Origin of the sequence: Roseibium aquae, from assembly GCF_008711285.1 — a bacterium.
Lineage (GTDB): Bacteria > Pseudomonadota > Alphaproteobacteria > Rhizobiales > Stappiaceae > Roseibium > Roseibium aquae.
In genome coordinates, this window is record NZ_VXDC01000001.1 from 717,256 (window position 1) to 738,949 (window position 21,694).

20 protein-coding genes and 1 riboswitch are annotated in these 21,694 nt (G+C 61.0%); of the genes, 15 read left to right on the forward strand and 5 right to left on the reverse strand.

Going from position 1 to position 21,694, the window contains the following annotated elements; genetic code table 11:
• Positions 1-20: 20 nt before the first annotated feature.
• The 6 genes from F0184_RS03155 (at position 21) to F0184_RS03180 (ending at position 6,055) form a co-directional block, all read left to right on the forward strand.
• Positions 21-500, forward strand: a complete 480-nt coding sequence (locus F0184_RS03155) for a GNAT family N-acetyltransferase (RefSeq protein ID WP_150494347.1) — start codon at positions 21-23, stop codon at positions 498-500.
• 265 nt (positions 501-765) lie between these two features.
• Positions 766-1,962 (forward strand): FtsH protease activity modulator HflK, encoded by a 1,197-nt coding sequence (gene hflK / locus F0184_RS03160; RefSeq protein ID WP_150494349.1) that lies wholly within the window; start codon positions 766-768, stop codon positions 1,960-1,962.
• On the forward strand, positions 1,962-2,939 hold the full coding sequence (hflC, locus tag F0184_RS03165; RefSeq protein WP_150494351.1) for a protease modulator HflC: 978 nt from the start codon (positions 1,962-1,964) through the stop codon (positions 2,937-2,939). Before hflK ends, hflC begins: the two co-directional genes overlap by 1 nt.
• Positions 2,936-3,121, forward strand: coding sequence for a DUF2065 domain-containing protein (locus F0184_RS03170; RefSeq protein WP_150494354.1), 186 nt, complete (start codon positions 2,936-2,938; stop codon positions 3,119-3,121). The genes hflC and F0184_RS03170 overlap by 4 nt, the downstream gene beginning before the upstream one ends.
• A 120-nt stretch (positions 3,122-3,241) precedes the next feature.
• Positions 3,242-4,741 (forward strand): Do family serine endopeptidase, encoded by a 1,500-nt coding sequence (locus tag F0184_RS03175; protein WP_150494357.1) that lies wholly within the window; start codon positions 3,242-3,244, stop codon positions 4,739-4,741.
• Between the two features lie 312 nt (positions 4,742-5,053).
• Positions 5,054-6,055, forward strand: coding sequence for a DMT family transporter (locus F0184_RS03180; RefSeq protein WP_244298957.1), 1,002 nt, complete (start codon positions 5,054-5,056; stop codon positions 6,053-6,055).
• Between the two features lie 18 nt (positions 6,056-6,073).
• Here the strand turns inward: F0184_RS03180 and F0184_RS03185 are convergent, their stop codons facing one another.
• Positions 6,074-6,310: an Lrp/AsnC ligand binding domain-containing protein gene (locus F0184_RS03185; protein ID WP_150494359.1), complete on the reverse strand. Its 237-nt coding sequence runs from the start codon at positions 6,308-6,310 to the stop codon at positions 6,074-6,076.
• A gap of 135 nt (positions 6,311-6,445) precedes the next feature.
• Positions 6,446-6,554, forward strand: a riboswitch (TPP riboswitch).
• A 72-nt stretch (positions 6,555-6,626) separates the two neighbouring features.
• On the opposite strand from F0184_RS03185, the gene thiM reads away from it, so the two are divergent.
• The 4 genes from thiM to F0184_RS03205 all read left to right on the forward strand — a co-directional run bounded on the left by thiM (position 6,627) and on the right by F0184_RS03205 (position 11,163).
• The gene (gene thiM, locus F0184_RS03190) at positions 6,627-7,397 is read left to right on the forward strand and encodes a hydroxyethylthiazole kinase (RefSeq protein WP_150494361.1); all 771 of its coding nucleotides are present in this window, start codon (positions 6,627-6,629) and stop codon (positions 7,395-7,397) included.
• A gap of 10 nt (positions 7,398-7,407) precedes the next feature.
• On the forward strand, positions 7,408-8,217 hold the full coding sequence (thiD, locus tag F0184_RS03195) for a bifunctional hydroxymethylpyrimidine kinase/phosphomethylpyrimidine kinase (RefSeq protein ID WP_150494363.1): 810 nt from the start codon (positions 7,408-7,410) through the stop codon (positions 8,215-8,217).
• On the forward strand, positions 8,214-9,323 hold the full coding sequence (locus tag F0184_RS03200) for a TRAP transporter substrate-binding protein (protein WP_150494365.1): 1,110 nt from the start codon (positions 8,214-8,216) through the stop codon (positions 9,321-9,323). Before thiD ends, F0184_RS03200 begins: the two co-directional genes overlap by 4 nt.
• Positions 9,324-9,879: 556 nt before the next feature.
• Entirely contained in the window at positions 9,880-11,163 is a 1,284-nt protein-coding gene (locus tag F0184_RS03205; RefSeq protein ID WP_150494368.1) for an OmpP1/FadL family transporter, read from the forward strand.
• A 160-nt stretch (positions 11,164-11,323) separates the two neighbouring features.
• Here F0184_RS03205 and F0184_RS03210 read toward each other — a convergent pair whose 3' ends face one another.
• Positions 11,324-12,103 (reverse strand): SDR family oxidoreductase, encoded by a 780-nt coding sequence (locus tag F0184_RS03210; RefSeq protein ID WP_150494370.1) that lies wholly within the window; start codon positions 12,101-12,103, stop codon positions 11,324-11,326.
• Between the two features lie 255 nt (positions 12,104-12,358).
• On the opposite strand from F0184_RS03210, the gene F0184_RS03215 reads away from it, so the two are divergent.
• The 4 genes from F0184_RS03215 to F0184_RS03230 all read left to right on the forward strand — a co-directional run bounded on the left by F0184_RS03215 (position 12,359) and on the right by F0184_RS03230 (position 17,020).
• Positions 12,359-13,162 carry a UDP-2,3-diacylglucosamine diphosphatase gene (locus F0184_RS03215; RefSeq protein WP_150494372.1) on the forward strand — a complete coding sequence of 268 codons (804 nt, stop codon included), beginning with the start codon at positions 12,359-12,361 and terminating at the stop codon, positions 13,160-13,162.
• Positions 13,159-14,202: a glycosyltransferase family 4 protein gene (locus F0184_RS03220; RefSeq protein ID WP_150494374.1), complete on the forward strand. Its 1,044-nt coding sequence runs from the start codon at positions 13,159-13,161 to the stop codon at positions 14,200-14,202. The genes F0184_RS03215 and F0184_RS03220 overlap by 4 nt, the downstream gene beginning before the upstream one ends.
• A gap of 139 nt (positions 14,203-14,341) precedes the next feature.
• Entirely contained in the window at positions 14,342-15,340 is a 999-nt protein-coding gene (locus tag F0184_RS03225; protein ID WP_150494376.1) for a threonine ammonia-lyase, read from the forward strand.
• A gap of 330 nt (positions 15,341-15,670) precedes the next feature.
• Positions 15,671-17,020 carry a globin-coupled sensor protein gene (locus F0184_RS03230; RefSeq protein WP_150494378.1) on the forward strand — a complete coding sequence of 450 codons (1,350 nt, stop codon included), beginning with the start codon at positions 15,671-15,673 and terminating at the stop codon, positions 17,018-17,020.
• A gap of 229 nt (positions 17,021-17,249) precedes the next feature.
• Here the strand turns inward: F0184_RS03230 and F0184_RS03235 are convergent, their stop codons facing one another.
• Positions 17,250-18,416, reverse strand: a complete 1,167-nt coding sequence (locus tag F0184_RS03235) for a protein phosphatase CheZ (RefSeq protein ID WP_150494380.1) — start codon at positions 18,414-18,416, stop codon at positions 17,250-17,252.
• Between the two features lie 117 nt (positions 18,417-18,533).
• Here F0184_RS03235 and F0184_RS03240 point away from each other — a divergent pair, with 117 nt between their 5' ends.
• The gene (locus F0184_RS03240) at positions 18,534-19,709 is read left to right on the forward strand and encodes an MFS transporter (RefSeq protein WP_150494382.1); all 1,176 of its coding nucleotides are present in this window, start codon (positions 18,534-18,536) and stop codon (positions 19,707-19,709) included.
• On the opposite strand, the gene dgcA is transcribed toward F0184_RS03240, so the two are convergent.
• Complete coding sequence (gene dgcA, locus F0184_RS03245; protein WP_150494384.1) at positions 19,698-20,681, reverse strand: N-acetyl-D-Glu racemase DgcA; 984 nt, start codon at positions 20,679-20,681, stop codon at positions 19,698-19,700. The genes F0184_RS03240 and dgcA overlap by 12 nt on opposite strands.
• A complete protein-coding gene (dgcN, locus tag F0184_RS03250; RefSeq protein WP_150494386.1) occupies positions 20,678-21,691 on the reverse strand; it encodes an N-acetyltransferase DgcN in 1,014 nt (337 codons plus the stop codon). The genes dgcA and dgcN overlap by 4 nt, the downstream gene beginning before the upstream one ends.
• Between the last annotated feature and the right edge of the window lie 3 nt (positions 21,692-21,694).

Here is a 21,694-nt window from a genome sequence, read left to right on the forward strand (position 1 = left end):
CGAGGTGGAGACTGGCACGGATGAATAGCCGCTTTTCCGGCCATTGGGCGACGTTTGACGCGCTGTCGGCCATGGACCTTTACAAACTGCTGAAGTTGCGCGTCGATGTGTTCGTGGTCGAGCAAAACTGCCCCTATCCGGAAATCGACGGACAGGATCCAAGGGCCTGGCATTTTCTGCTGAGGGAAACCGACACCGGCGAGCTTGCAGGCTGCATCCGTATATTTGAGCCCGAGGCCTCCTGTCCTTTGGCCCGCATCGGCCGGGTTGCCACGGATGGCCGATATCGGGGCCTCGGCCTCGGACGGCATCTGATGCGTGAAGGGATTGCGAAAGTGCAGGACCTGTGGCCGGCGGCCGGCATCGCCCTGTCGGCTCAAGCCTATTTGCTGACCTTTTATCGCGGCTTTGGTTTTGAACCGGTCTCCGGTGAGTATCTGGAAGACGGCATCCCCCATGTGGACATGGTGAGGGACAGCGCGCGCCGGCCGCCGGCCTGAAGGCGGATCCGAGCCGCGAACGCGGGCACGTGTGGCAATCCTGTCAGGCCGCGCAATTGTGCCGCATATCGCCCCGAAATTGCTTGAAAGTCCGTGGTTTTGAACCCATTTGTCGGACACGTGTGTCCAGCCATGATATGGCCAGCCGGCTGTGCCATTGCGTTGAAAGGGTAAGGGAAGCCCCCTATAACCTGCAGGACACGTGAGACAGACACGACGCATCGATGCCGGCATTTGCCGGCAAGCTCTAACGAAGGAAGTTTTGATGCCTTGGAGCAATCAGACGGGTGGAGGTGGTCCCTGGAAAGGGGGCGGCAACAATGGCGGCCCTTGGGGCGGCGGCGGAGGGAACTCCGGCGGTCCCTGGGGCGGCGGACCGAGCCGTGGCGGCGGTGGCGGCGGTGGCACGCCACCTGATCTTGAAGAGTTGCTGAAGCGAACCCAGGACCGGATGAAGAGTGTTTTGCCCGGCGGCGGGGGTGGTTTGGGCGCGCTCGGGATCGCGCTTGTCATCGGCGTTGTCGCCATTGTCTGGCTGGGCTCGGGATTTTATCGGGTGCAGGAAGGCGAGGTCGGGGTCGAGTTGGTGCTTGGTGAAGTGACCGACCAGACCGCGCCGGGCCTCAATTACAACTGGCCTTACCCCATCGGTGAAGTCTTTCTTCCCCAGGTCCAGCGTCAGCGAGAGCTGACCGTTGGCGTCGAGGAGTTTGTGACCGGGGGCGCGATCCGGACACGGGACGTTCCGCAGGAAAGCCTGATGCTGACGGGCGATGAGAACATCGTGGATGTCGGCTTCAAGGTTCAGTGGCGTATCAAGAACACCCGTGAGGGGATTTCGAACTACCTGTTCAATATTCAGAACCCGGAAGGAACCGTAAAGGCGGTTGCCGAAAGCGCCATGCGCGAGATCGTCGGTGGATCGAACATCGATTCGATTCTCACACAGAACCGGGTTGCCATTCAGAATGACGTCGGTGAGCTGATGCAAGCAACGCTGGATGCCTACCAAGCAGGCATCGAAATCACGGAAGTGCAAATGCAAAAGGTCGACCCGCCTCAGCAGGTCATCGATGCGTTCCGCGATGTCCAGGCGGCCCGCGCGGACCAGGAGCGGATCCAGAACGAAGCACAGGCTTATGCGAACCGTGTCGTCCCGGAAGCCCGCGGTGAGGCGGCCCGGGTGCTCGAAGCGGCCAGCGCATATCGGGACCAGACCATCGCGGAAGCGACCGGTCAGTCGCAGCGCTTCACGAAAATCTACGAGCAATACGTGAACGCCCCGGAAGTGACACGCGAGCGTCTCTATCTGGAAACTTTGGAAAAAGTCTTGGGCAACAACAACAAGATCATCATCGACAGCAGTGCAAGCGGCCAGTCCGGCGTGTTGCCATTCCTGCCGCTGAATGAACTCAACTCACGCGGGACGACACAGTCCGGCCGGACCGGAGGGAACCAGTGATGCGAAGCGGTATCCTTGCCGTCATTGTCGCCGTCATAGCGGTGATCGGCTACTCCTCTCTGTTTATCGTCAATCCAACCCAGCAAGCGCTCGTTTTGACTTTCGGTCAAATCGACAAGGTGGTCACGCAGCCTGGCTTGAACGTGAAATACCCGCTGATCCAGAACGTCGTGTATCTGGACAAGCGGATTCTTGATCTGAACATGTCGCCGCAGGAGGTTATTGCCTCCGACCAGAAGCGGCTTGTCGTCGATGCGTTCGCGCGCTACCGCATCAGTGATCCGGTGCTGTTCTATCAGCGTGTGAACAACATCCGTGAGGCGAACTTGCGCCTGTCGACGTTCCTTCAATCGTCCTTGCGGTCGGAACTTGCCAGGGCTTCGCTGATCGCGGTCGTTCGCGACGACCGTGCCGGTTTGATGGAAAACATCCGGCGGGATGTCAGCGCGAGTGCAGCCGATCTTGGTATCGAGGTGGTGGACGTGAAGATCCGCCGCGCCGATCTTCCGGAAGCCAACTCCCAGGCAATTTTCGCCCGGATGCAGACTGAACGTCAGCGCGAAGCGGCTGAAATCCGTGCGCAAGGTGAAGAACAGTCCCGCCGTATCCGTTCACGCGCCGATCGTGATGTTACGGTCATCGTGGCTGAAGCGAACCGCGATTCGGAAATCATCCGCGGTGACGGGGATGCCGAGCGGAACCGCATCTTCGCCGAAGCGTTCGGCCAGGATCCGGACTTCTTTGCGTTTTATCGGTCCATGCAAGCTTATGAAGCAGGATTGCGTGCAGGCGATACCAGCCTGGTTCTGTCCCCCGACTCGTCGTTTTTCCGGTACTTCAAGGATCCGATGGGAGTACGGGTGACGGAGGGCGCGGGACCCGGTGCAGCTCCGTCGGTCCAGCAGCCGGCGCCGACCGCGCAATCGGTCACGCCCAGCGATGAGGCGACACGCCAGGCGGCCAACGCGCCGCAATGAGCGATCTGATCGTTGCCGTCGGGTTGGTGCTGGCCCTCGAAGGGACCCTCTACGCACTCAGTCCCGGCGGCATGAAGGCAATGATGCGCAGTGCGCTGGATCTGCCGGACCATATCCTTCGATATGCCGGCCTTGGCGCACTCGCGATCGGTGTCTTGATCGTTTGGGCAATTCGCGGATAACGCAATTGTTAGGGCGGGAGAACGGGCCTTCTCCCGCCCTCTCTCTATTCTGAAATGGAGGCGGACCTGATAAGGTTCGGCCAAGATGTTCGATCCGAAATGGACGGAGGAGTGAGCCATATGGCACGAGATTTTATCCGGCGCAGCGCCAAGGCAATCGCCTTGACGGCCGCAACGGCGGTTTTCGGGGGCGTCCTTGTTGTGTCGCCTGTACCCCATGCCCAGGCCCAGGTTCAAATCCAGGGCCCGGCATCGGTTGCGGACCTCGCCGAAAGCCTCGCCGGTGCGGTCGTGAACATTTCAACCGCGCAAACCGTTGAAGGCCGGCGGTCGGTGCCCATGCCACAGGTTCCGGAGGGATCGCCCTTTCAGGAGTTCTTCGAGGAATTTTTCAATCGTCAGAACCCGGACAACAATGACCAGCCCCGCCGTGTGCAGTCGCTCGGTTCGGGTTTCGTCATCGACGGTGAAGAAGGCATCATCATCACGAACAACCACGTGATCGAAGGGGCCGACGAGGTCACCGTCAACTTCAACGACGGTACAAAGCTGGTTGCCGAAATCATCGGGACCGATGAAAAGACAGACATCGCCGTGTTGAAGGTGGAGCCAGCGTCTCCGCTTCAGGAAGTCAATTTCGGGGATAGCGCCGGGATCCGCGTCGGCGATTGGGTCATGGCCATCGGTAACCCGTTCGGCCTTGGCGGCACTGTGACCGTGGGGATTGTGTCGTCGCTCAACCGGGATATCAATTCCGGGCCATACGACAATTTCATCCAGACCGATGCCTCGATCAATCGGGGTAACTCGGGCGGCCCGTTGTTTGACATGTCCGGCAATGTGATCGGCATCAACACGGCGATCATTTCGCCCTCCGGCGGCTCGATCGGCATTGGATTTGCCATTCCGGCCGAGACGGCCATCCGGGTGATCGCCCAGTTGCGGGAGTTTGGCGAAACCCGGCGCGGCTGGCTCGGTGTGCGGATCCAGGAAGTGACCGATGAGATTGCCGAAAGCCTTGGTATGGATGAGGCGATCGGTGCCCTGGTGGCCGGGGTCGCGGATGATGGTCCGGCGGCTGCGGCCAAGATTGAGCCCGGTGACGTGATCGTCGAGTTCGATGGCCGTGAAGTGCCGGCCATGCGGGAACTGCCCCGCATGGTGGCCGAGACAGCCATTGGCAAGGAGGTCGAAGTGGTCGTCCTGCGCAAGGGCGAGCGTGTGGTCCTCGGCGTCACACTTGGCCGGCTGGAAGAAGCGTCCGTCGAAGATGGCGGCAACGCCGAGAGCCTGGACGACGCTCCGGAACCAGCTCAAGCCAGTGAGATCCTCGGCATGATGCTGGTGGAACTGGACGATGCCCTGCGCGAAGAATTCGGCATTGACGAGAGCGTGTCCGGCGTTCTGGTCAAGGAGGTGCTGCCCGGTACATCGGCGGAGGAAAAGCGCATTCAAGCCGGCGATGTGATCAAGGAAGTGGCTCAGGAGCCCGTCACGACGCCCGAAGATGTGATGTCGGAAGTGCAAAAGCTGGAAGAGGCGGGGCGTGCTTCCGCACTGCTCCTCCTGTCGAACCAGGCTGGCGAGCTGCGCTTCGTGCCGGTCCGGATCGAAGAGTGATCCCAAGACCGGCCCGGTGAACTCCGCAGGGGCCGGACTTTGGGGTGATATGGCGGCCGGTACCTCCCGGCCGCCGTTCCTATGAGGCGCTCCGGCGCCCTTTTTCATGCGGACACTTATGCGAAATTGCATGGCTGGCTTGCGTGTTGCGCATCTGTTCGCCCATTGCCGCCGTTTCAAACAAGGCGCATAGTCGAAGGGTTTCCAGCTCGGTTGCCATTCGTTACCCATGTGTGGATGCCGGTTTCAAGGCGGGTCTAGCCGCCAGGCAGTCACCCAGACGCGGCAGCACAATCGCACAAAGGACAATTCATGGCGCCACGCGCCGACCTCTTTCGTCCGCAAGGCGCACCCGCGCCCACGGGGATGACGCGGCCAGCGCCGCTTTTGGGAATTCTTCTCAAAGTTCTGTCCACCTTGGCGTTTTTCGCCATGATCACCCTTTTGAAGATTGCCGCCGAGACCGTTCCAATCGGTCAGATCGTGTTCGCGCGCAATTTCTTCGGCCTGTTTCCGGTGCTGGCAATGGTGGCTTTCCGGCGGGAGCTTGTTCTGGCTTTCAAACCCGTCAATAAGATGGGCCATCTGTGGCGGGCAATTGTCGGTTTGACCGCGATGATCTTCTCGTTCACCTCATTCGACCTTTTGCCGTTGCCCGATGCGACGGCCATCGGTTTTGCCTCGCCGCTCATGGTGGTCGTGTTCGCCTACTTCCTGTTGGGTGAACCGGTGCGGATCTACCGTTGGAGCGCGGTGCTGGTCGGTTTCGCCGGGATCCTCGTGATCTTGTCGCCGCATCTGGGCGACGAGGCTTTTGACCAGACATCGACGATCGGCGCCATTTCCGGAACCTTGGGAGCTGCCTTTGCCGCGCTGGCGATGATCTTCGTGCGCAAGCTGTGTGAGACAGAGCGCACCTCGACGATCGTGATCTGGTTTTCCGGTTGCGCCTCGGTCCTGTCGCTTTTGACGCTGCCGCTTGGATGGCTGATGCCGGGCCAGGCGTGGGTCCTGCCCGATGCGCATACCGCGATGCTTCTTGTCCTGATCGGTTTGTCCGGAGGGGTGGGGCAAATCCTGCTGACCCAAAGCTACCGGTTCGCTGATGCCTCCACGATTGCCCCGTTCGACTACGTGAACATGATCTGGGCCATCGCCGTTGGGTGGTTCCTGTTCACCGAAGTGCCGGAGCCGGCCGTCTTGATCGGCTCTGTCATCGTGATTGCGGCCGGTGTGTTCGTCATCTACCGCGAACACCGGCTTGGTCTCGACCGGACCAAGGTCCGCCGTGCCTCGACGCCCTCGAAGTCCTGAGCGGAACCGGTTAACGGGTCAAAATGCCTTGAAGGTGATGATTGTGCGTGTGTCCTGAATGCCCGGGATCGGGTGAACCTTTTCATTCACGAAATGGCCGATGTCGGAATCATTTTCGACATAAAATTTCACCAGAAGGTCCATGTCGCCGCTTGTCGAATAGATTTCCGATGCGATCTCCGCATCGGCAATGGCATTGGCGACCCGGTAGGTTTCGCCGAGCTTGCATTTGATCATCACGAAAAAGGGGATCATGCGGCATGTCCTGCGTTGCGATTGGCGGATGCCATGGACATGACGGATCCTGGCCTTGCAGTCAATTCCGCATCGTGGCGATCGGTCCGGGCAGCTCCCCCGCTTGCATTGACCGGTTAGCATTGTTACCTGTGTGCCATCTCATGGGGGTGCCCGGCGGCAAGCGACCGGGCTGAGAGGCAAGAGCCAACTCCTTGAACCTGATCCGGTTCGGACCGGCGGAGGGATTGAGATCTGGCCACCGAGCCCCGGCCGTGCAGGCGCGGCGAATCTCACTTCAATCCAAGGGTCCGGCGATGCAAGGAACGGACTTTAAATGGAACCGGCAATCGACGCCGATGTGATTTTCGATGCGCTGGAGCGCGTCCGGCGCACTGTCCCGCGTGTTCATGTCATCACCAATACGGTCGCCCAGACACTCACGGCAAATGTGCTTCTGGCTCTTGGCGCCGTCCCGTCCATGACGATCGCCCCGGCCGAAGTCGCTGCCTTTGCTGAGAGTGCGGACGCGCTTCTGATCAACCTCGGCACGCTGGATGAGGACCGCAGGCAAGCGATACCGCGGGCCGTTCATGCGGCATCGGCCGCCGGACGGCCTTGCGTGCTGGACCCCGTTTTCATCGACCGCTCGCCGCGGCGCGCGGCCTATGCCCGAAAGCTTTTGCACGAAAGCTGGAGCGCTATTCGCGTCAATGCCGCGGAACTTGACGCCTTGGGCGGGACCGGGTCCACACAGGCCGCTAACATCGGATTTTCTCCGGTCCTTGCTGTCACCGGATCCGTGGACCGGGTCCAGGACAGCACCGGCAGGGCCGCCTCACTTGCCAATGGTCATCCGCTGATGGGCCGGACGACCGCGACCGGCTGCGCTGGCGGGGCCGTGCTGGCCGCCTTTCTCAGTTGTTCGGACGATCCGTTCGCCTCGGTCTGCGCCGGACTGAGCGTGTTCAACGTCGCCGGTGAAATTGCGGCGGCACGCGCCCGGGGTCCGGGCAGCCTGGTGCCTGAGCTTCTGGATGCGCTCTACAGGCTGCAGCGAACCGATATTCAAGACCGTCTGGCCGCGACCCTCGACCCCACAGAATGAAGGAGATTGCATGACCGCTATTGCTGTAACCATCGCCGGATCGGATTCGGGGGGCGGGGCCGGAATCCAGGCGGATCTCAAGACCTTTTCCGCCCTCGGTGTCTACGGTGCCAGTGTGATCACCGCGCTGACCGCCCAAAACACCCTCGGTGTCAGCGCGATCCACAACCCGCCTGCCGATTTCGTCGCCGCGCAGATGGCGGCGGTCTATGGCGATCTGTCCGTCGATGCGACCAAGATTGGCATGTTGTCCGTGCCCGAAACCATTGACGCGGTCGCCGACGGGCTGAAGCGGTATCGGACCGGACCGGTCGTTCTCGATCCCGTGATGGTGGCGGCGTCGGGCGATCCCCTTCTGGCGGAAGCTGCGGTTGCCGATCTTGTCGAAAAGCTGCTGCCGCTTGCAACGGTCATCACGCCGAACCTGCATGAGGCAGCGCATATCCTGAGAACAGATATGGCCACGACAGAAGGCGAGATGGAACAGCAGGCCCGCAGACTGATGGACCTCGGCGCTCAGGCCGTGCTGCTGAAAGGCGGACATGGTGTAGGGACCCACAGCACCGACCTGTTCTTGACCGGGGCCGGCGCGACATGGCTGAGCGCGCCGCGCCATGCCACACAAAACACCCATGGGACGGGCTGCAGCCTGTCCTCCGCGATGGCCGCCGAGCTTGCCAAGGGACAAGCGCTGGCGGAGGCGGTCGACGCGGCCAAGGACTATATCACGCGCGCGATCCGCGCCGCCGACACATTGCGTATCGGGGCAGGCCATGGACCCGTGCACCACTTCCACGCGCTTTGGAGAGACGGATCATGACGGATACCCGAGCAGACCGCAAAACAGCCCCTTTGTCCCGCAGGCAAGCGCTCGCCCTGGGCGGCGCGGCCGGGGCAAGCCTTGCCGCTCCCGGCCTGGTCCGGGCGAACGAGGGGAATGTCCAATGGAGGCTTGTGACCTCCTGGCCGAAAAACCTGCCCGGGCCAGGGGTCACGGCTCAACGCATTTGTGATCGCGTCGCGCGCATGTCCGCTGGCCGTTTCACGATCAAGCTATACGCTTCCGGCGAGCTCATTCCCGCGCTCGGTGTGTTCGACGCCGTTTCGTCCGGGACGGCTCAGATGGGACATACGGCTTCCTTTTTCTGGCAAGGCAAGGCGCCGGCATCCGTGTTCTTCACCGCCGTGCCCTTTGGTCTGGTTCCGCAAGAACATATCACCTGGATTGAGCATGGCGGGGGGCAGGCGTTGTGGGATGATCTCTATGCGCCGTTCAACATCAAAGCCGTCATGGCCGGGAACACCGGGGTGCAGATGGGGGGATGGTTCAAACGCCAGATTGACAGTCTGCAGGATCTCAAGGGGCTGACCATCCGAATGCCGGGGCTCGGCGGAGAGGTGATGCGCCGGCTGGGGGCGACCCCGGTCAGCCTGCCGCCCTCGGAGATCTATCAATCCTTGCAGACAGGTTTGATCGATGCGGCGGAGTTCCTGGGGCCGTGGTCGGACCGTGCCATGGGCTTCCAGAAAGTCACCAAGACCTATTACGCGCCCGGATTCCATGAGCCCAACGGAACCGGCGAAGCCTTGTTCCACCGTCCGGCCCTTGACGCGCTGCCGGACGACCTGCGCGCGATCCTGATGGAGGCCTGCCGTGCGGAGAACGCAAGGGCGCTGTCCGAAAGCGAATGGGAGAACGCGACCAGCCTGAAGGCCCTGCAGGAGGAGGACGGTGTTGTCATCCGCTTCTATCCTGATGAGGTGCTGTCCACCTTGCAAAATACCGCGCAGGAGGTTCTGAGCGAATTTGCTGCAAAGGATGCCTTGAGCGCGCGTATCCTGGAAAGCTATCGGGAGGCGGAAGCCCGCCTGTCGCCCTGGAGCAACATCGCGCTGCGCCGCTATCTGGCCGCGCGCAGCGGATAGACGGCGGGAAAAGTCAACACTGGTAGCGTGTCGGCCGGCCGTGTGCCGGCCGGTCCCCTGTCCAAGCCTCCGTGGGCCCCCGCCATCTTGGTGACCCATGGGCAATGGCCCGATTCATCTTGCCAATCGAACCAAGAAAAAAATACTCGTATAGATTGCATTCGAGTCGAGGAGAGCTGTGCCCGGGGAGCTTGAAGAGGCTGCAACGCCCTTGTCGCGTGGCATTTTCGCAACGGTCCGGCTAAATATCTCTGCAACCTTCGGCAGATCAAAATTGCCTAAAAAAAAGGCAATATTCATATCTTGTGTCAGCGCAGTGACTCAAAGATCTCAATTTGAGGGGTAACCCTTACGTAATCCTGCTCCTCCGCACCCCGGCCGATGATTTTTTCAGGTTCATATTGCAGTGCCGCAGGGTTTCTACGTTCCGCGCCGTGGTTCCTTTGCCCGTTGATCTTCCGAAACACTTGGAAAAAGACTGCCCTCACAGACGAATACAAACGGACACAAATCATCGCGCTTTCCTAAGGGAAGGTCGGTCTAGGGGGAGAAAAAAATGGTATGGGCAGTACGAAAAAAAGCGCTTCTCTTCACCAGCTCAGCCGTCGCGCTTTCGCTCGCGGCGGGGTCGGCGTTTGCCGGGGGCTTCGCGCTGCGTGAACAAAGTTCCTACTACCAAGGGACGTCTTTCGCCGGAAATGCCACGTCGGGTCCATCAGTTTCATCCATGTTCTGGAACCCGGCTGCGATCACCGGAGTGGGGGAGGGCTTCACGTTCGAAGCGCATAATTCGTTTATCCTGCCGCAGGCGGAGTTGAACGGCACCAATACGGTGCTTGGAACCACTCTGCCCGTTTCGACCGGGGATATCGGATCGGATGCATGGGTTGGAGCGACCTATACGACCTATCGCGTCAACGACGATGTCGTTTTCGGTCTGGGTGTGAACGCACCTTTCGGCTTGTCCACGAAGGTGGAAAACCCGAACTGGGCGGGGGCCGGCTACAATCGCTCCTCAAAAGTGTTCTCGATCAATGTGAACCCTGTTGTTGCCTATCAGTTCAATGACATGATCTCGGTCGCGGCCGGGCTGCAGTTCCAATATGTGTCGGTGCGCCTGACAAATTCGGCGGCAGCGCCGGGGGTTTTCAACGCGTCGACCACCTTGCAAGGTGACGGACTGGGCTATGGCGTGACAGCCGGTCTGACGTTGAAGCCGTTCAAGGGAACCGAACTGGGTGTCGGCTACCGCTCCGCGGTTGGCGTTGACCTGGATGGCAATGCCTTCCTGCCGGCCGGCGTTCCAGGCCGTCTGGCGCCGGGCAGCTACGGCATTACAACCTCGCTTGTCACACCGGATATGATCACCGTTTCCGCCAAGCAGGATATCACCGAAGATGTCCGGCTCCTGGCGACATTCGAATGGGCGAATTGGAGCCGGTTGAAAACCCCGAAGATCGACGAAGACACTGTGGGTCAGATCTCCGAGCTTCCGTTCAACTATGATGACGGCTACTTCCTGGCGCTGGGCGCTGAGTATGACTGGAACGATAAATTGACCTTGCGGGCCGGCGGTGCCTACGAATGGTCGCCGATCAACGAGACCATCAGGTCTGCCCGCTTGCCGGACAATGACCGGATCTGGGCCAGTCTGGGTGCTTCATACAAGTTCAACAAGCATATGTCGTTCGATCTTGGCTACACCCACATCTTCGGGACCGATACGAACCTGAACGTGGGCCCCGGGCACCAGGACTATTCTGCAACGAAGGGCAGCCTTGTGGCCGACGTGGACTCTTCGGTCGACATCTTTTCCGCCTCCATGCGGATGAGCTTCTGATCCGGTTGGATCATCGCTGTTCAGTGATCGGCAGCCCGCGGCCCGCCTTTCGGCGGGCCGTTTTTGGTGCGTCAGAGCATTTTCCGACACCTTAATATAGAGCAAGCAGTTTCTACCGGTCAGATTGGAACGGTGCGCTTCGACCTGACGGGGACTGGCTTTAGAATGCGGAGGGGAATAACCCGCCATCCATCAAGATGTTCTGGCCGGTGATATAGCCCGCGTGCCGGGAGCAGAGGAACGCGCAGGTCTGGCCGAATTCTTCCGCCGTCCCGAACCGCTGGGCGGGGATCAGGGCAGCGGAAGTCTTGCGGACCTCCGCGAGGCTTTTTCCGGTTTGCGCCGCTTCACGCTCAAATCCGCCCGCCAGCCGGTCCGTGTCCATTTTGCCCGGCAGCAGATTGTTGATGGTGACGCCGGATCCTGCAACGTCACGGCACACGCCGGCCAGAAACGCCGTAAGGCCCGCCCGGGCGCCGCTCGACAGATCCAGCCCCGAAATTGGCATCCGCACGGACAATGATGTGATGTTCACGATCCGCCCGAAGCCCCGGTCCTGCATGCCGGGAACCACGGCCTGGATCAATTCGACCGGCGTGATCATGTTTTGGATGACCCCATCGATCATGGCGTTCCGGTCCAGCTCGGTGTAGTCCTTGCGCGGCGGTCCGCCATTGTTGTTTACGAGGATGTCCGGCGCCGGGCAGGCGCCGAGCAGGGCCTTTTGTCCCTCCGGTGTGGAAACATCGGCTGCGACCGGAACGACCGTCACCGGAAAGCGGTTCTGGAGTTCCTCGGCCGTACGGGTCAATTGCGCGGCGTCCCGGCCATTGATGACCAGATTGCATCCCGCTTCCGCCAGCGCGCTCGCGCAGCCGCGGCCAAGTCCCCGGCTGGAGGCGCATACGATGGCCCATTTGCCCGAGAGTCCCAGTTCCATGTTTTTGCTCCTGTTTTTCGGTACTGACTTGGACAGGACATTCCTGTGTTCGCGGCCCAAGTGCAAGCCATTGGTTGGTGTTTATCGGCTTTGCTGTGAGCCCGGCCGGTCAGGCCGTCTTCGGTTGCCGTAAGATTCGCCCGGTCTTCGGTGCCTCGATCCCAGCGGTTCCGCGGCATCCCGGTTCCTAAGCTGTCATAATAATGAAACTTGAATCGGGTCTAACGCGGCGTACGTCCAAGCAGGAGCGCTAGCATGTCCGTTGCCGAAACGTCGCGGCATTTCAGGTCTTTGTTCTTATCGGACATCCACTTGGGGACCCGTGGATGCCAGGCCGAACTATTGCTCGATTTCTTGCGCGATCACGATGCCGAAACGGTTTATCTCGTTGGCGATATCGTTGACGGGTGGCGCCTGAAACGGTCCTGGTACTGGCCTCAGGCTCACAACGACGTGGTTCAGAAGATCCTGCGCAAGGGGCGCAAGGGCGCGCGGATCGTCTATATTCCCGGCAATCACGACGAGTTTTTGCGTGACTTTCTCGGCACCCATTTTGGCGGCGTCGAGGTGGCCGACAGTATCGTTCACGAAAGCGCGGACGGCCGGCAATATCTCGTCATTCACGGCGACCAGTTCGATGTAGTCATTCGCCATGCCAAATGGCTGGCCTTTTTCGGGGACAAGGCCTACGTTTTCGCGCTCGGGGTGAATACTTGGGTAAACGCGGTGCGCCGCCGCCTTGGGCTCACCTATTGGTCCCTATCCGCCTGGGCCAAGCTCAAGGTCAAGAACGCGGTGAGCTTCATTGGACGGTTCGAGGATGCCTTGTCGGACGAGGCCCGGCGCCAAGGGGTCGATGGCGTGATTTGTGGCCACATCCACCATGCCGCGAGCCGGGACATGAACGGCATTCATTACATCAATACCGGAGACTGGGTGGAAAGCTGTACCGCCGTGGCCGAGCATCACGACGGGACGTTCGAGGTTATCCAATGGGCGAAGCCGGTGCAAACGGGGATCGTGCAGGAGCCGTCGGGCCGCCGTCCGGTTGCCGCATGACCTCGGTTCTGATCGTTTCGGATGCGTGGCATCCGCAAATCAATGGCGTCGTGCGGTCGCTCGAGCGGACGGCCGAAGAACTCGAGGCCGCGGGCGTTATCGTGAAGTTCCTCACGCCGCAAGCCTTTCGCACATTGCCCTGTCCCACCTACCCTGAAATCCGATTGTCGCTCACGGTCACGGGCAGGGTCCGCAAGATGATCCGCGACCTCGGGTGCGACCATCTGCATATCGCGACAGAAGGGCCGTTGGGCATCATGGCCGCCCGCGTGGCCCGCAAGGATGGGTTTCCGTTCACCACCAGCTACCACACCCGGTTTCCCGAGTATCTTTCGGCTCGTTTACCGGTTCCTTTGGCGTGGTCCTACGGGTGGTTGCGTCGCTTCCACAATTCCGGTGACGGATGCATGGTGGCGACACGTTCGCTGGAAACGGATTTGCGGGACCGGGGGTTCACCAATCTCATGCGCTGGTCCCGTGGGGTCGATGAAAAGCTCTTCCAGCCCTACGAGGGAACGGTGCTCCCGGCCGATCTGCCCCGACCGGTGTTCATGAATGTCGGGCGGGTGGCGGTGGAAAAGAACATCGAGGCGTTTCTCGATCTGGATTTGCCCGGTTCCAAGGTGGTTGTCGGCAGCGGGCCGCAACTCGACAGTCTCAAGCGCAAGCACCCGGACGTCCTGTTCACGGGACCCAAGGTCGGAGAGGATCTGGCCCGGCATTATGCGTCGGCCGATGTCTTCGTTTTCCCCTCCCTGACCGATACGTTTGGCAACGTCATGCTGGAAGCCCTTGCCTGTGGTGTACCGGTGGCCGCGTATCCGGTGATGGGTCCGATCGACGTGATCGCCGATACCGGCGCGGGTGTCCTTTCCGAGGATCTGCGAGAAGCGGCGATCGGAGCCCTTGATGTGCCTCGGGATCACTGCCGCAAAGTTGCCTTGGATTTCACCTGGGCGGCAAGCGCCCGGCAGTTCCTCGACAATGTCGAGGCGGCCCACGATGCGTTCTACGCCCGCCGGAAATCCGCGGCGGCCTGACGGCACCGGTTCAAATCTTTTCCAGCGCACAAGTCGCGCCCCCCTGACACGGCGGGTTCCCACTCCCGGTCCGCAGGGCTATTGTTTGACCGCCATCCCCGTCCCGGCTGGGGTGCTTACCTTCCGATCGAGACTTATCATGACTGTTTCCGCCCCTGAAGCTTGCCGTCTGCCCGCGCGCGCGGATATCGACCGTGCCCAACGCCGCCTTCTGGGGCACGCGGTTGCCACACCCCTTTTGAGATTTCCGGTCCTCGATGAGGCCGTCGGGGGTACGGTTCTGGTCAAGGCCGAGAACCTTCAGCGAACCGGTTCATTCAAGTTCCGCGGTGCGTTCAATGCGCTTTCCGAGATACCGCAAGACCGGCGCGGATATGGTGTTGTCGCATGTTCATCGGGCAATCATGCACAAGGGGTCGCGGAAAGTGCCCGCGTCCTTGGCATGCCCGCGACCATCGTCATGCCGGCGGACGCGCCGCAGATCAAGCTGGAGCGGACACGGTCCATGGGCGGCAAGGTCGTGACCTATGATCGCGCCAGTGAGGACCGGGAAGAAATTGCCTTCAGGATCCAGCAGGAGACCGGCGCTGCCTTTGTGCACCCCTTCAATGATCCGCACGTCATTGCCGGGCAGGGGACCGTGGGAGTGGAGATTGCCCAACAGGCCGCCCAAATGGGCCTGAGCCCTGAACTGGTGCTCGCGTGCACCGGCGGCGGCGGTTTGTCGAGCGGGATCGCGCTGGCGCTGGCGTCCGACCTGCCGGACGCGGTCTTCCATACCGTCGAACCGGAAGGTTTCGACGACTACCGCCGGTCCCTGCTTTCAGGCAGTCGGGAAGTGAACACCGCGCATGGCGGGTCTGTTTGCGATGCGCTGTTGAGCAATACACCGGGTGAACTCGGGTTTTCGGTTCTCAAGGACCGGGCGGGACCCGGTCTGGTGGTGAGCGATGAAGAGGCGCTTGCCGCCGTTGCCTTTGCCTTCCGGGAACTGAAACTCGTTGTCGAGCCGGGCGGTGCCGTTGCGCTCGCGGCAATTTTGAGTGGCAAGCTCAGCGCTGCAGGCAAAGTGGTCTGTGTCGTGCTCACCGGCGGGAATATCGACCCGCAGATGATGATCCGTGCCCTCGCCCTGTGAGGGGCCGGCGCCGTGCCCAAGGTGGCTGAGTTTTCAACAATGATTGCTGATATTCGTTATGCAACCTTTCGCTTATCCCGTGAGGCTTTGTTTTCGTTTCAATAACTTCTTCAGTCTATTCTGAGTCGATCTAACAGGGTTGAGGCGGAGTGAGATTATTTTTTTGCGATGCAGCAACGCATTCCTGTCGCATATTCTTCGGTATTGTTTCGCCGATGCTGTCTGACTCTGAATATCTTTGAAAAGATTTTCTCTATTGTGATTTTTCTCAAGCGTTTAAACGCAAAAAGAACGACCGGGCCGGATTGGCTCTAAAGACGTGAGGAAAAAATGGCACGGATCGATAACGAAACACGTCGGCGGTTTTATCGGATTGAGAAAGCTGATCTTGAGATGGCCCGGGCGGTTTGGCCGTTGATCGAGAAAAATCTGCCCGAGGTGCTTAAAGGATTTTACGCCCATGTGGAGTCGGTTCCGCATCTTGCGGACATGGTGGACGGTCAGGTGCCACGCCTCATCAAAGCTCAAACGCACCATTGGGAAGCGTTGTTTCGAGAGGGGCCGACGGAGACCTATTTCAGCAATGCCCGGCGCGTCGGTTTGGCTCATGTCCGGATTGGTCTGGCCCCGTCTTGGTATATTGGCGGGTATTCCTTCACCTTGAACGCCCTGGCGCGAGTGATTGCCAAGGCCTACCGGTTTGCGCCGGGCAAAGCGGCCCGCGCGCGCGAGGTGGTCAACAAACTGGTCATGCTTGATATGGATATGGCGATTTCGACCTATCACGACGAAACTTTGAGGATGGTGGAGGACCGCGAGGAGCAGATCCGCAGCGCCATCGCGGAATTCGATCAGTGCATGGACACAACCGTGCACGAGTTGACGGGAGCCTCGGGCGACCTGCAAACAAGTTCCGGGAAACTGTCGGCCGTTTCCGCCGAGATCTCCGAACGTGTTTCGCGGATGGACGAAGCATCGGTCAATACCGATCAGAGCATGCAATCGAGCGCGGCGGCCACGGAGCAAATGACCGGCTCGATCGAGGAAATCGGCCGTCAGGCGACCTTGTCGAGCGAGATCGCTCAAGAAGCTGTCGCGGGTGCCCAGGCCACCCACCAGTCGGTGCAGGCGCTCGCGCATGTCGCCGAGCAGGTCGGCTCGGTGATCGAACTTATCTCCGAAATTGCGGAGCAGACCAATCTCCTGGCGCTCAATGCCACGATCGAGGCGGCGCGGGCCGGAGAGATGGGCAGGGGCTTCGCCGTCGTTGCCTCGGAAGTGAAGGAACTTGCCGGCCAGACAACCAAGGCGACCGAGGAAATCACGCAGAAGATTGCCGGAATTCAAAGCGCGACCCGTCAATCCGTGGCCGAGATCGAGGGCATAACGACGACCATTTCCCGCGTCTCCGAGATCGCGACCAGCATCGCGTCGGCCGTTGAACAACAAACGGCCGCCACGGCTGAGATTTCCGAGAACGTCCAGATCGCCGCCCGTGGCACACGGGCGTTCGCTCAGGACATCGAGGCCGTCAGGGCCGTGTTGGCGGAAGCGGAGGCGACCGCCGGGCGCATCGGCGACCTGTCGGCGGTCCTGCGCGCCCAGGCAGGCCGTCTCGGCGAGGAAAGCCGGTCCTTCTTCCAGGAGGTTCAGGCGAACGAAAAGATCAACGCTGCCTGAGCCTCTCCTCACAAGATTGCATCGCTTCGCAATCCGCCGAACCAGGACCAGACGGTCCAACACTTGAACAGTGTGAGCAATTTTTCCCGCTCAGGTTGGAGCGGACCGGTTCGACGTGGCCGGGGATTTCTCTAACTTGACCGGGTACGCCGGCGTTTGACAGAACGGGTCCATGAAAAAAGCCGGCGCGTGCCGGCTTTCGTGTCTCCGAAGGTCGGAAGCGGGGGGATTAGTTGAACAGCGCCTGACGTTCGGCCTCGGACAAATCTGCCAGCGGATCGTTGTCTTCGGATGCGGCCTCGGCTTCGGCATGCTCCCAATCGGCGTCGGCTTCGGCTTCGGCTGTTTCCTCGATAGGTCCAGCGTCAGCGTCTTCCGCATCGATGGTCTGGACGGGGTCATTGTCGAACAACTTGTCGATCTCGTCCTTGTCCAGCATTTCGTCCGGCGTATGGCTGGCCTCGAATTCGGCCAAGCTGTTATCTTCACCGGCCATATCCTCTTCCGATCCGGTGGAAGAGAACATTTCATCGATCGCGGAGGCATCCATCGGTTCTTGCGGTGCGAAGGCCGTGTCCGCTTCGAAGCTATTCGGCTCGAAGTCATCCGCGGTCGCTGCCGGCGCCAGTGCTTCTCCCGATGTTTCGGCCAGAGCCGCGGAAAAGACCGCATCGTCCACCGACATCAGTTCGTCGACATTGGTCTGGCTGACGCCTTTGCCCTCCATTTGCGGGCCGTTCAGCAGATGGGCATCCGGACGCTCATCCTTCGGCCCGTCGAATTCTTTCTGGGTGATGTCGTCGTCATCGATGCCCCAGATGTTGATCATCAGGTTGATCCGGCTCTCCAGATAGCGAAGAACCTGCACCACCTTGTTGGTGCGTTGACCGGTGAGGTCCTGGAAGGAGCAGGCCATGAAGATTTCCGTGGCCATTTCGTCGATATTGTTGCAGATCTCGTCGCTTGCCCCGGCTTCGCGCAGGGTCCAGGCCTGTTCCTGGATCTTCTCCGCCGATTCGAGAATGACTTGGGTCGCGCCTTCGGTCTGCGAAACGATGGCATCCAGTTCATGGGAGGCGTCGATGAACCGGTTGGTTGTCTGGTCCTCGGCCTTGATGTTGGCGATTTCGTTCTTGGTGCGTTCGATCGCCTCGTGCATATCTGCAATATCGAGACGGATCCGGTCCAGATCGGGAACCTTGCGCTGGCGGGTCACAACCTTTTCAAGGCGTTGGATGGCGCCCAGGATCTCCAGCGATTCAGGAGTCTTGTTCCTTTTCACGAACTCGGCCAGAAATCTCCGGCCTCTATCGGATTCCATCAGCGTCTGCTCGAGCGTCGTGTACTCGGCTTCGCTGATCGGCTCTGCTTCTTCCTGGATAGCTACGGTCTGCATACGCACGCTTCTCAGCTTGATAATGGTGGTGCTGTGCCGTACTCGAACAGCTTCGATCCTGAGCTAAATCCAGAAACGTTAACATCTCCCTAGGCGCCCGCCAGACCGGACGGTTTCATGCTTTCACAAAAGACGGCCGTGTCCGCCGCGGTCGGCACACTCTTCGCCAGTCATTTTTTCGGCTTCGGCCTTTTCCTGCCGTTCTTCCCAATGGTGCTGGAAGCGGGCGGGCTGTCGGCGGAAAGCATTGGTCTCGTGCTCGGTATCGCCACGGGCGCGCGCATTGCGGCGGCTCCCGTTCTGACCAACCTGTCCGACCGGGCGGGCCAGCGCCGGAAGGCCATGTTGTTGTACTCCTTGGGCGGTTGCCTGTTTCTCGCGCTGTTCTGGATTGGGTCCGGTTTTTGGTCGGCGTTGGTGACAACCATCGGCCTGATGGCGTTCTGGGCTCCGATTGTCCCCTTGAGCGATGCCTATGCGCTGGATGTGGTCCGCCGGTTTGGGGCCGATTATGGGCGAATGCGGCTTTGGGGATCAGTGGCGTTCGTGCTGGCCAACCTGGCCGGTGGCGCATTGGCACAGACCGGGGCCGCCGCCTGGCTGGTTGCCCTTATGGGTCTTTCGATCCTGGCAACGGGCCTGGTTGCGATCGCCTTGCCTGCATCGGGTGTCGGCGGAAAGAAACCGGATGGCGCGCCGGCCCGGCTTGACGGGGTGTTCCGCCGGCCGTGGTTCTGGGTATTCCTTGGGGTTGCCGGGTTGCTTCAGGCAACCCATGCCGGGTTTTACGGGTTCGGCACCCTGTTCTGGATCGCCGCCGGGCTGGGAACCTTCGAGATCGGGATTCTCTGGTCGATTGGTGTTGCCGCTGAAATACTCTTGTTTTTCATGGCCGCGCGGTTCTCACCGGTCATCGGCCCGCTGGCGCTGCTCGGCATGTCCGCTATCGCCGCCGTGGTCCGCTGGAGCCTGTTTCCTTTCGCGCTCGATTTCTGGTCGATCGCCGCGTTGCAGCTTCTTCATGGCCTGTCGTTCGGAGCAGCGCATTTGGGGGCGGTTGCGTTTTTGGGCCGTGTCGTGCCGCCGGAATGGGGCGGCACGGGCCAAGGCTTGCTGACCACGTCCTCAGGCCTTCTCACGGCGGCGGGCATCGTGTTGTGCGGCTGGCTGTATGCGTTCAATCCGGCGCTGGCTTTCTATGCCATGGCGGCCGCCGGTGCGGTTGCCGGTTTGGGGCTTGTGCTGGCGCTGCCCGCGCTGCGGCGGCAGAACGCCGGCACGTCAACCCCATAAGGCGGGGTCCGGCGGAAACAGCGTGCTTCCCTCAAAGCGTAGGCCCGGGTCGCGGTCCTTGGACAGAAGCAGCGGGCCGTCGAGGTCAACATAATCGGCGCCTTGCGCGGCAAGCACAGCTGGGGCCATGGCCAGGGACGTGCCCAGCATACAACCGACCATGACCTTGAACTCCAGATCCCTTGCGCTGCGCACCATCTTGAGTGCTTCCGTCAGACCGCCCGCCTTGTCGAGTTTGATATTCACGGCATCGTACTTGGCGCGAAGGGCTTTGAGGTCCGCGCTGGTGTGAAGGCTTTCATCCGCGCAGATGACCGCCGGGCGTTCGATATCCGCCAATAGGTGATCGCGATCCGCGGGCAGGGGTTGTTCGATCAAGGCGACACCGGCGGCAGCGCAGGCCTTGGCGTTGACCTCGAAACAGGTTTCGTCCCACGCTTCGTTGGCATCCACGATCAGCGTGCTCTCCGGGGCTTTCTCGCGGACGGCGGCAATGCGTTCGTCATCGCCCGCGCCGCCCAGCTTGACTTTCAAAAACGGGCGGTGGGCCGCCTTTCCGGCGGCTGCCGCCATGGTGTCCGGATCGCCCACGCTGATCGTGAACGCGGTCGTCAGCGGTTTGAGCGCGGGAAGTCCGGCCATCTGGCCCGCCCCGCGCCCGGCCAGCTTCGCGTTCAGGTCCCAGAGCGCGCAATCGACAGCGTTGCGCGCGGCACCCGCCGGCATGGCGCTCTGCAACGCGTCCAGCGAAAGGCCATTTTCCAGTTGCCCGCGCAGCTCCTCTATTTGCGCGGTCACACTGTCGAGGCTTTCGCCATAACGCGCATAGGGGACGCATTCGCCCCGGCCCGTGACCGCCCCTTCGCTCAGGTGGACGACGAGGACATGCGCATGGGTCCGGCTGCCGCGTGCAATGGCGAAGCCTCCCGCGATTTCGAAGCTTTCCGCACTGATGTCGAGGCGGCGGCTCATGGCGCGCCATACTCCGCAACGATCTTGTCCACCATCGCTTCGATGCCGAACCGCACCGGATCGGTGGCGGGCAGCCCGAACTCCTCGCCGATCTTGGCCAGATACTTCCAGGCGTCGTCTTCGCTGAGCGCGGCCGTGTTCACGCTCACCCCGATACACTGGATATCCGGGTTGGTCAGCTGGCCGCATTGTATTGTCAGGTCGATCACCTGTTGTATCCCCGGCAGCGGGGTCTGGACGCCGCGCATCGTGGTGCGTGTGGGCTCATGGCAGACGATGAAGGCATCCGGCTGTGAGCCGTGCAGCAATCCCAGGGATACCCCGGCGAATGACGGGTGATAGAGTGAGCCTTGTCCTTCAATCACCTGCCAATGCGTGTCCTCCGTGGCCGGTGACAGCCATTCTGCGGCGCCGGCAATGAAGTCTGCGACGACCGCATCGAGTGCAAGGCCGCGGCCCGAAATGAAGACGCCGGTCTGGCCCGTCGCGCAGAACGAACTGGAGAAACCCCGCTCGTTCAGCGCCTTGTCCATCGCAAGGGCCGTGTACTTCTTGCCGACGGAACAGTCGGTTCCAACGGTGAGGATCCGCTTTCCGCTGCGTTTGGTTCCCTTTCCGGTCTCGAAGGTTTCCGAATTGTGACGCACGTCGTGAAGCGCGCGGCCGTTGCGTTCCGCAGCCTCGCGGATCGCCGGGATGCTGCCCAAGCGCACATGCAGTCCGCTGGCCACATTCATGCCCGCGTTCAGAGCGGCCACGATCGATTCGATCCAATGCTCCGGCAGGCGCCCGCCGGCATTGACCGCTCCCACGATCATCGTTCTCGCGCCGGCCGCGGCTCCCTCCGCGATGCCCATGTCGGGCAAACCGGTGTCTGCCGCGCACCCCTCGAGGCGCACTTGGCCCAAACACCAATCCTTGCGCCAATCCACAATGCCGATGGCGGTTTTTGCGGCGAGCGAATCGGGTACATCGCCAAGGAACAAGAGGTAGGGGTGTGCGATTTCCATGTT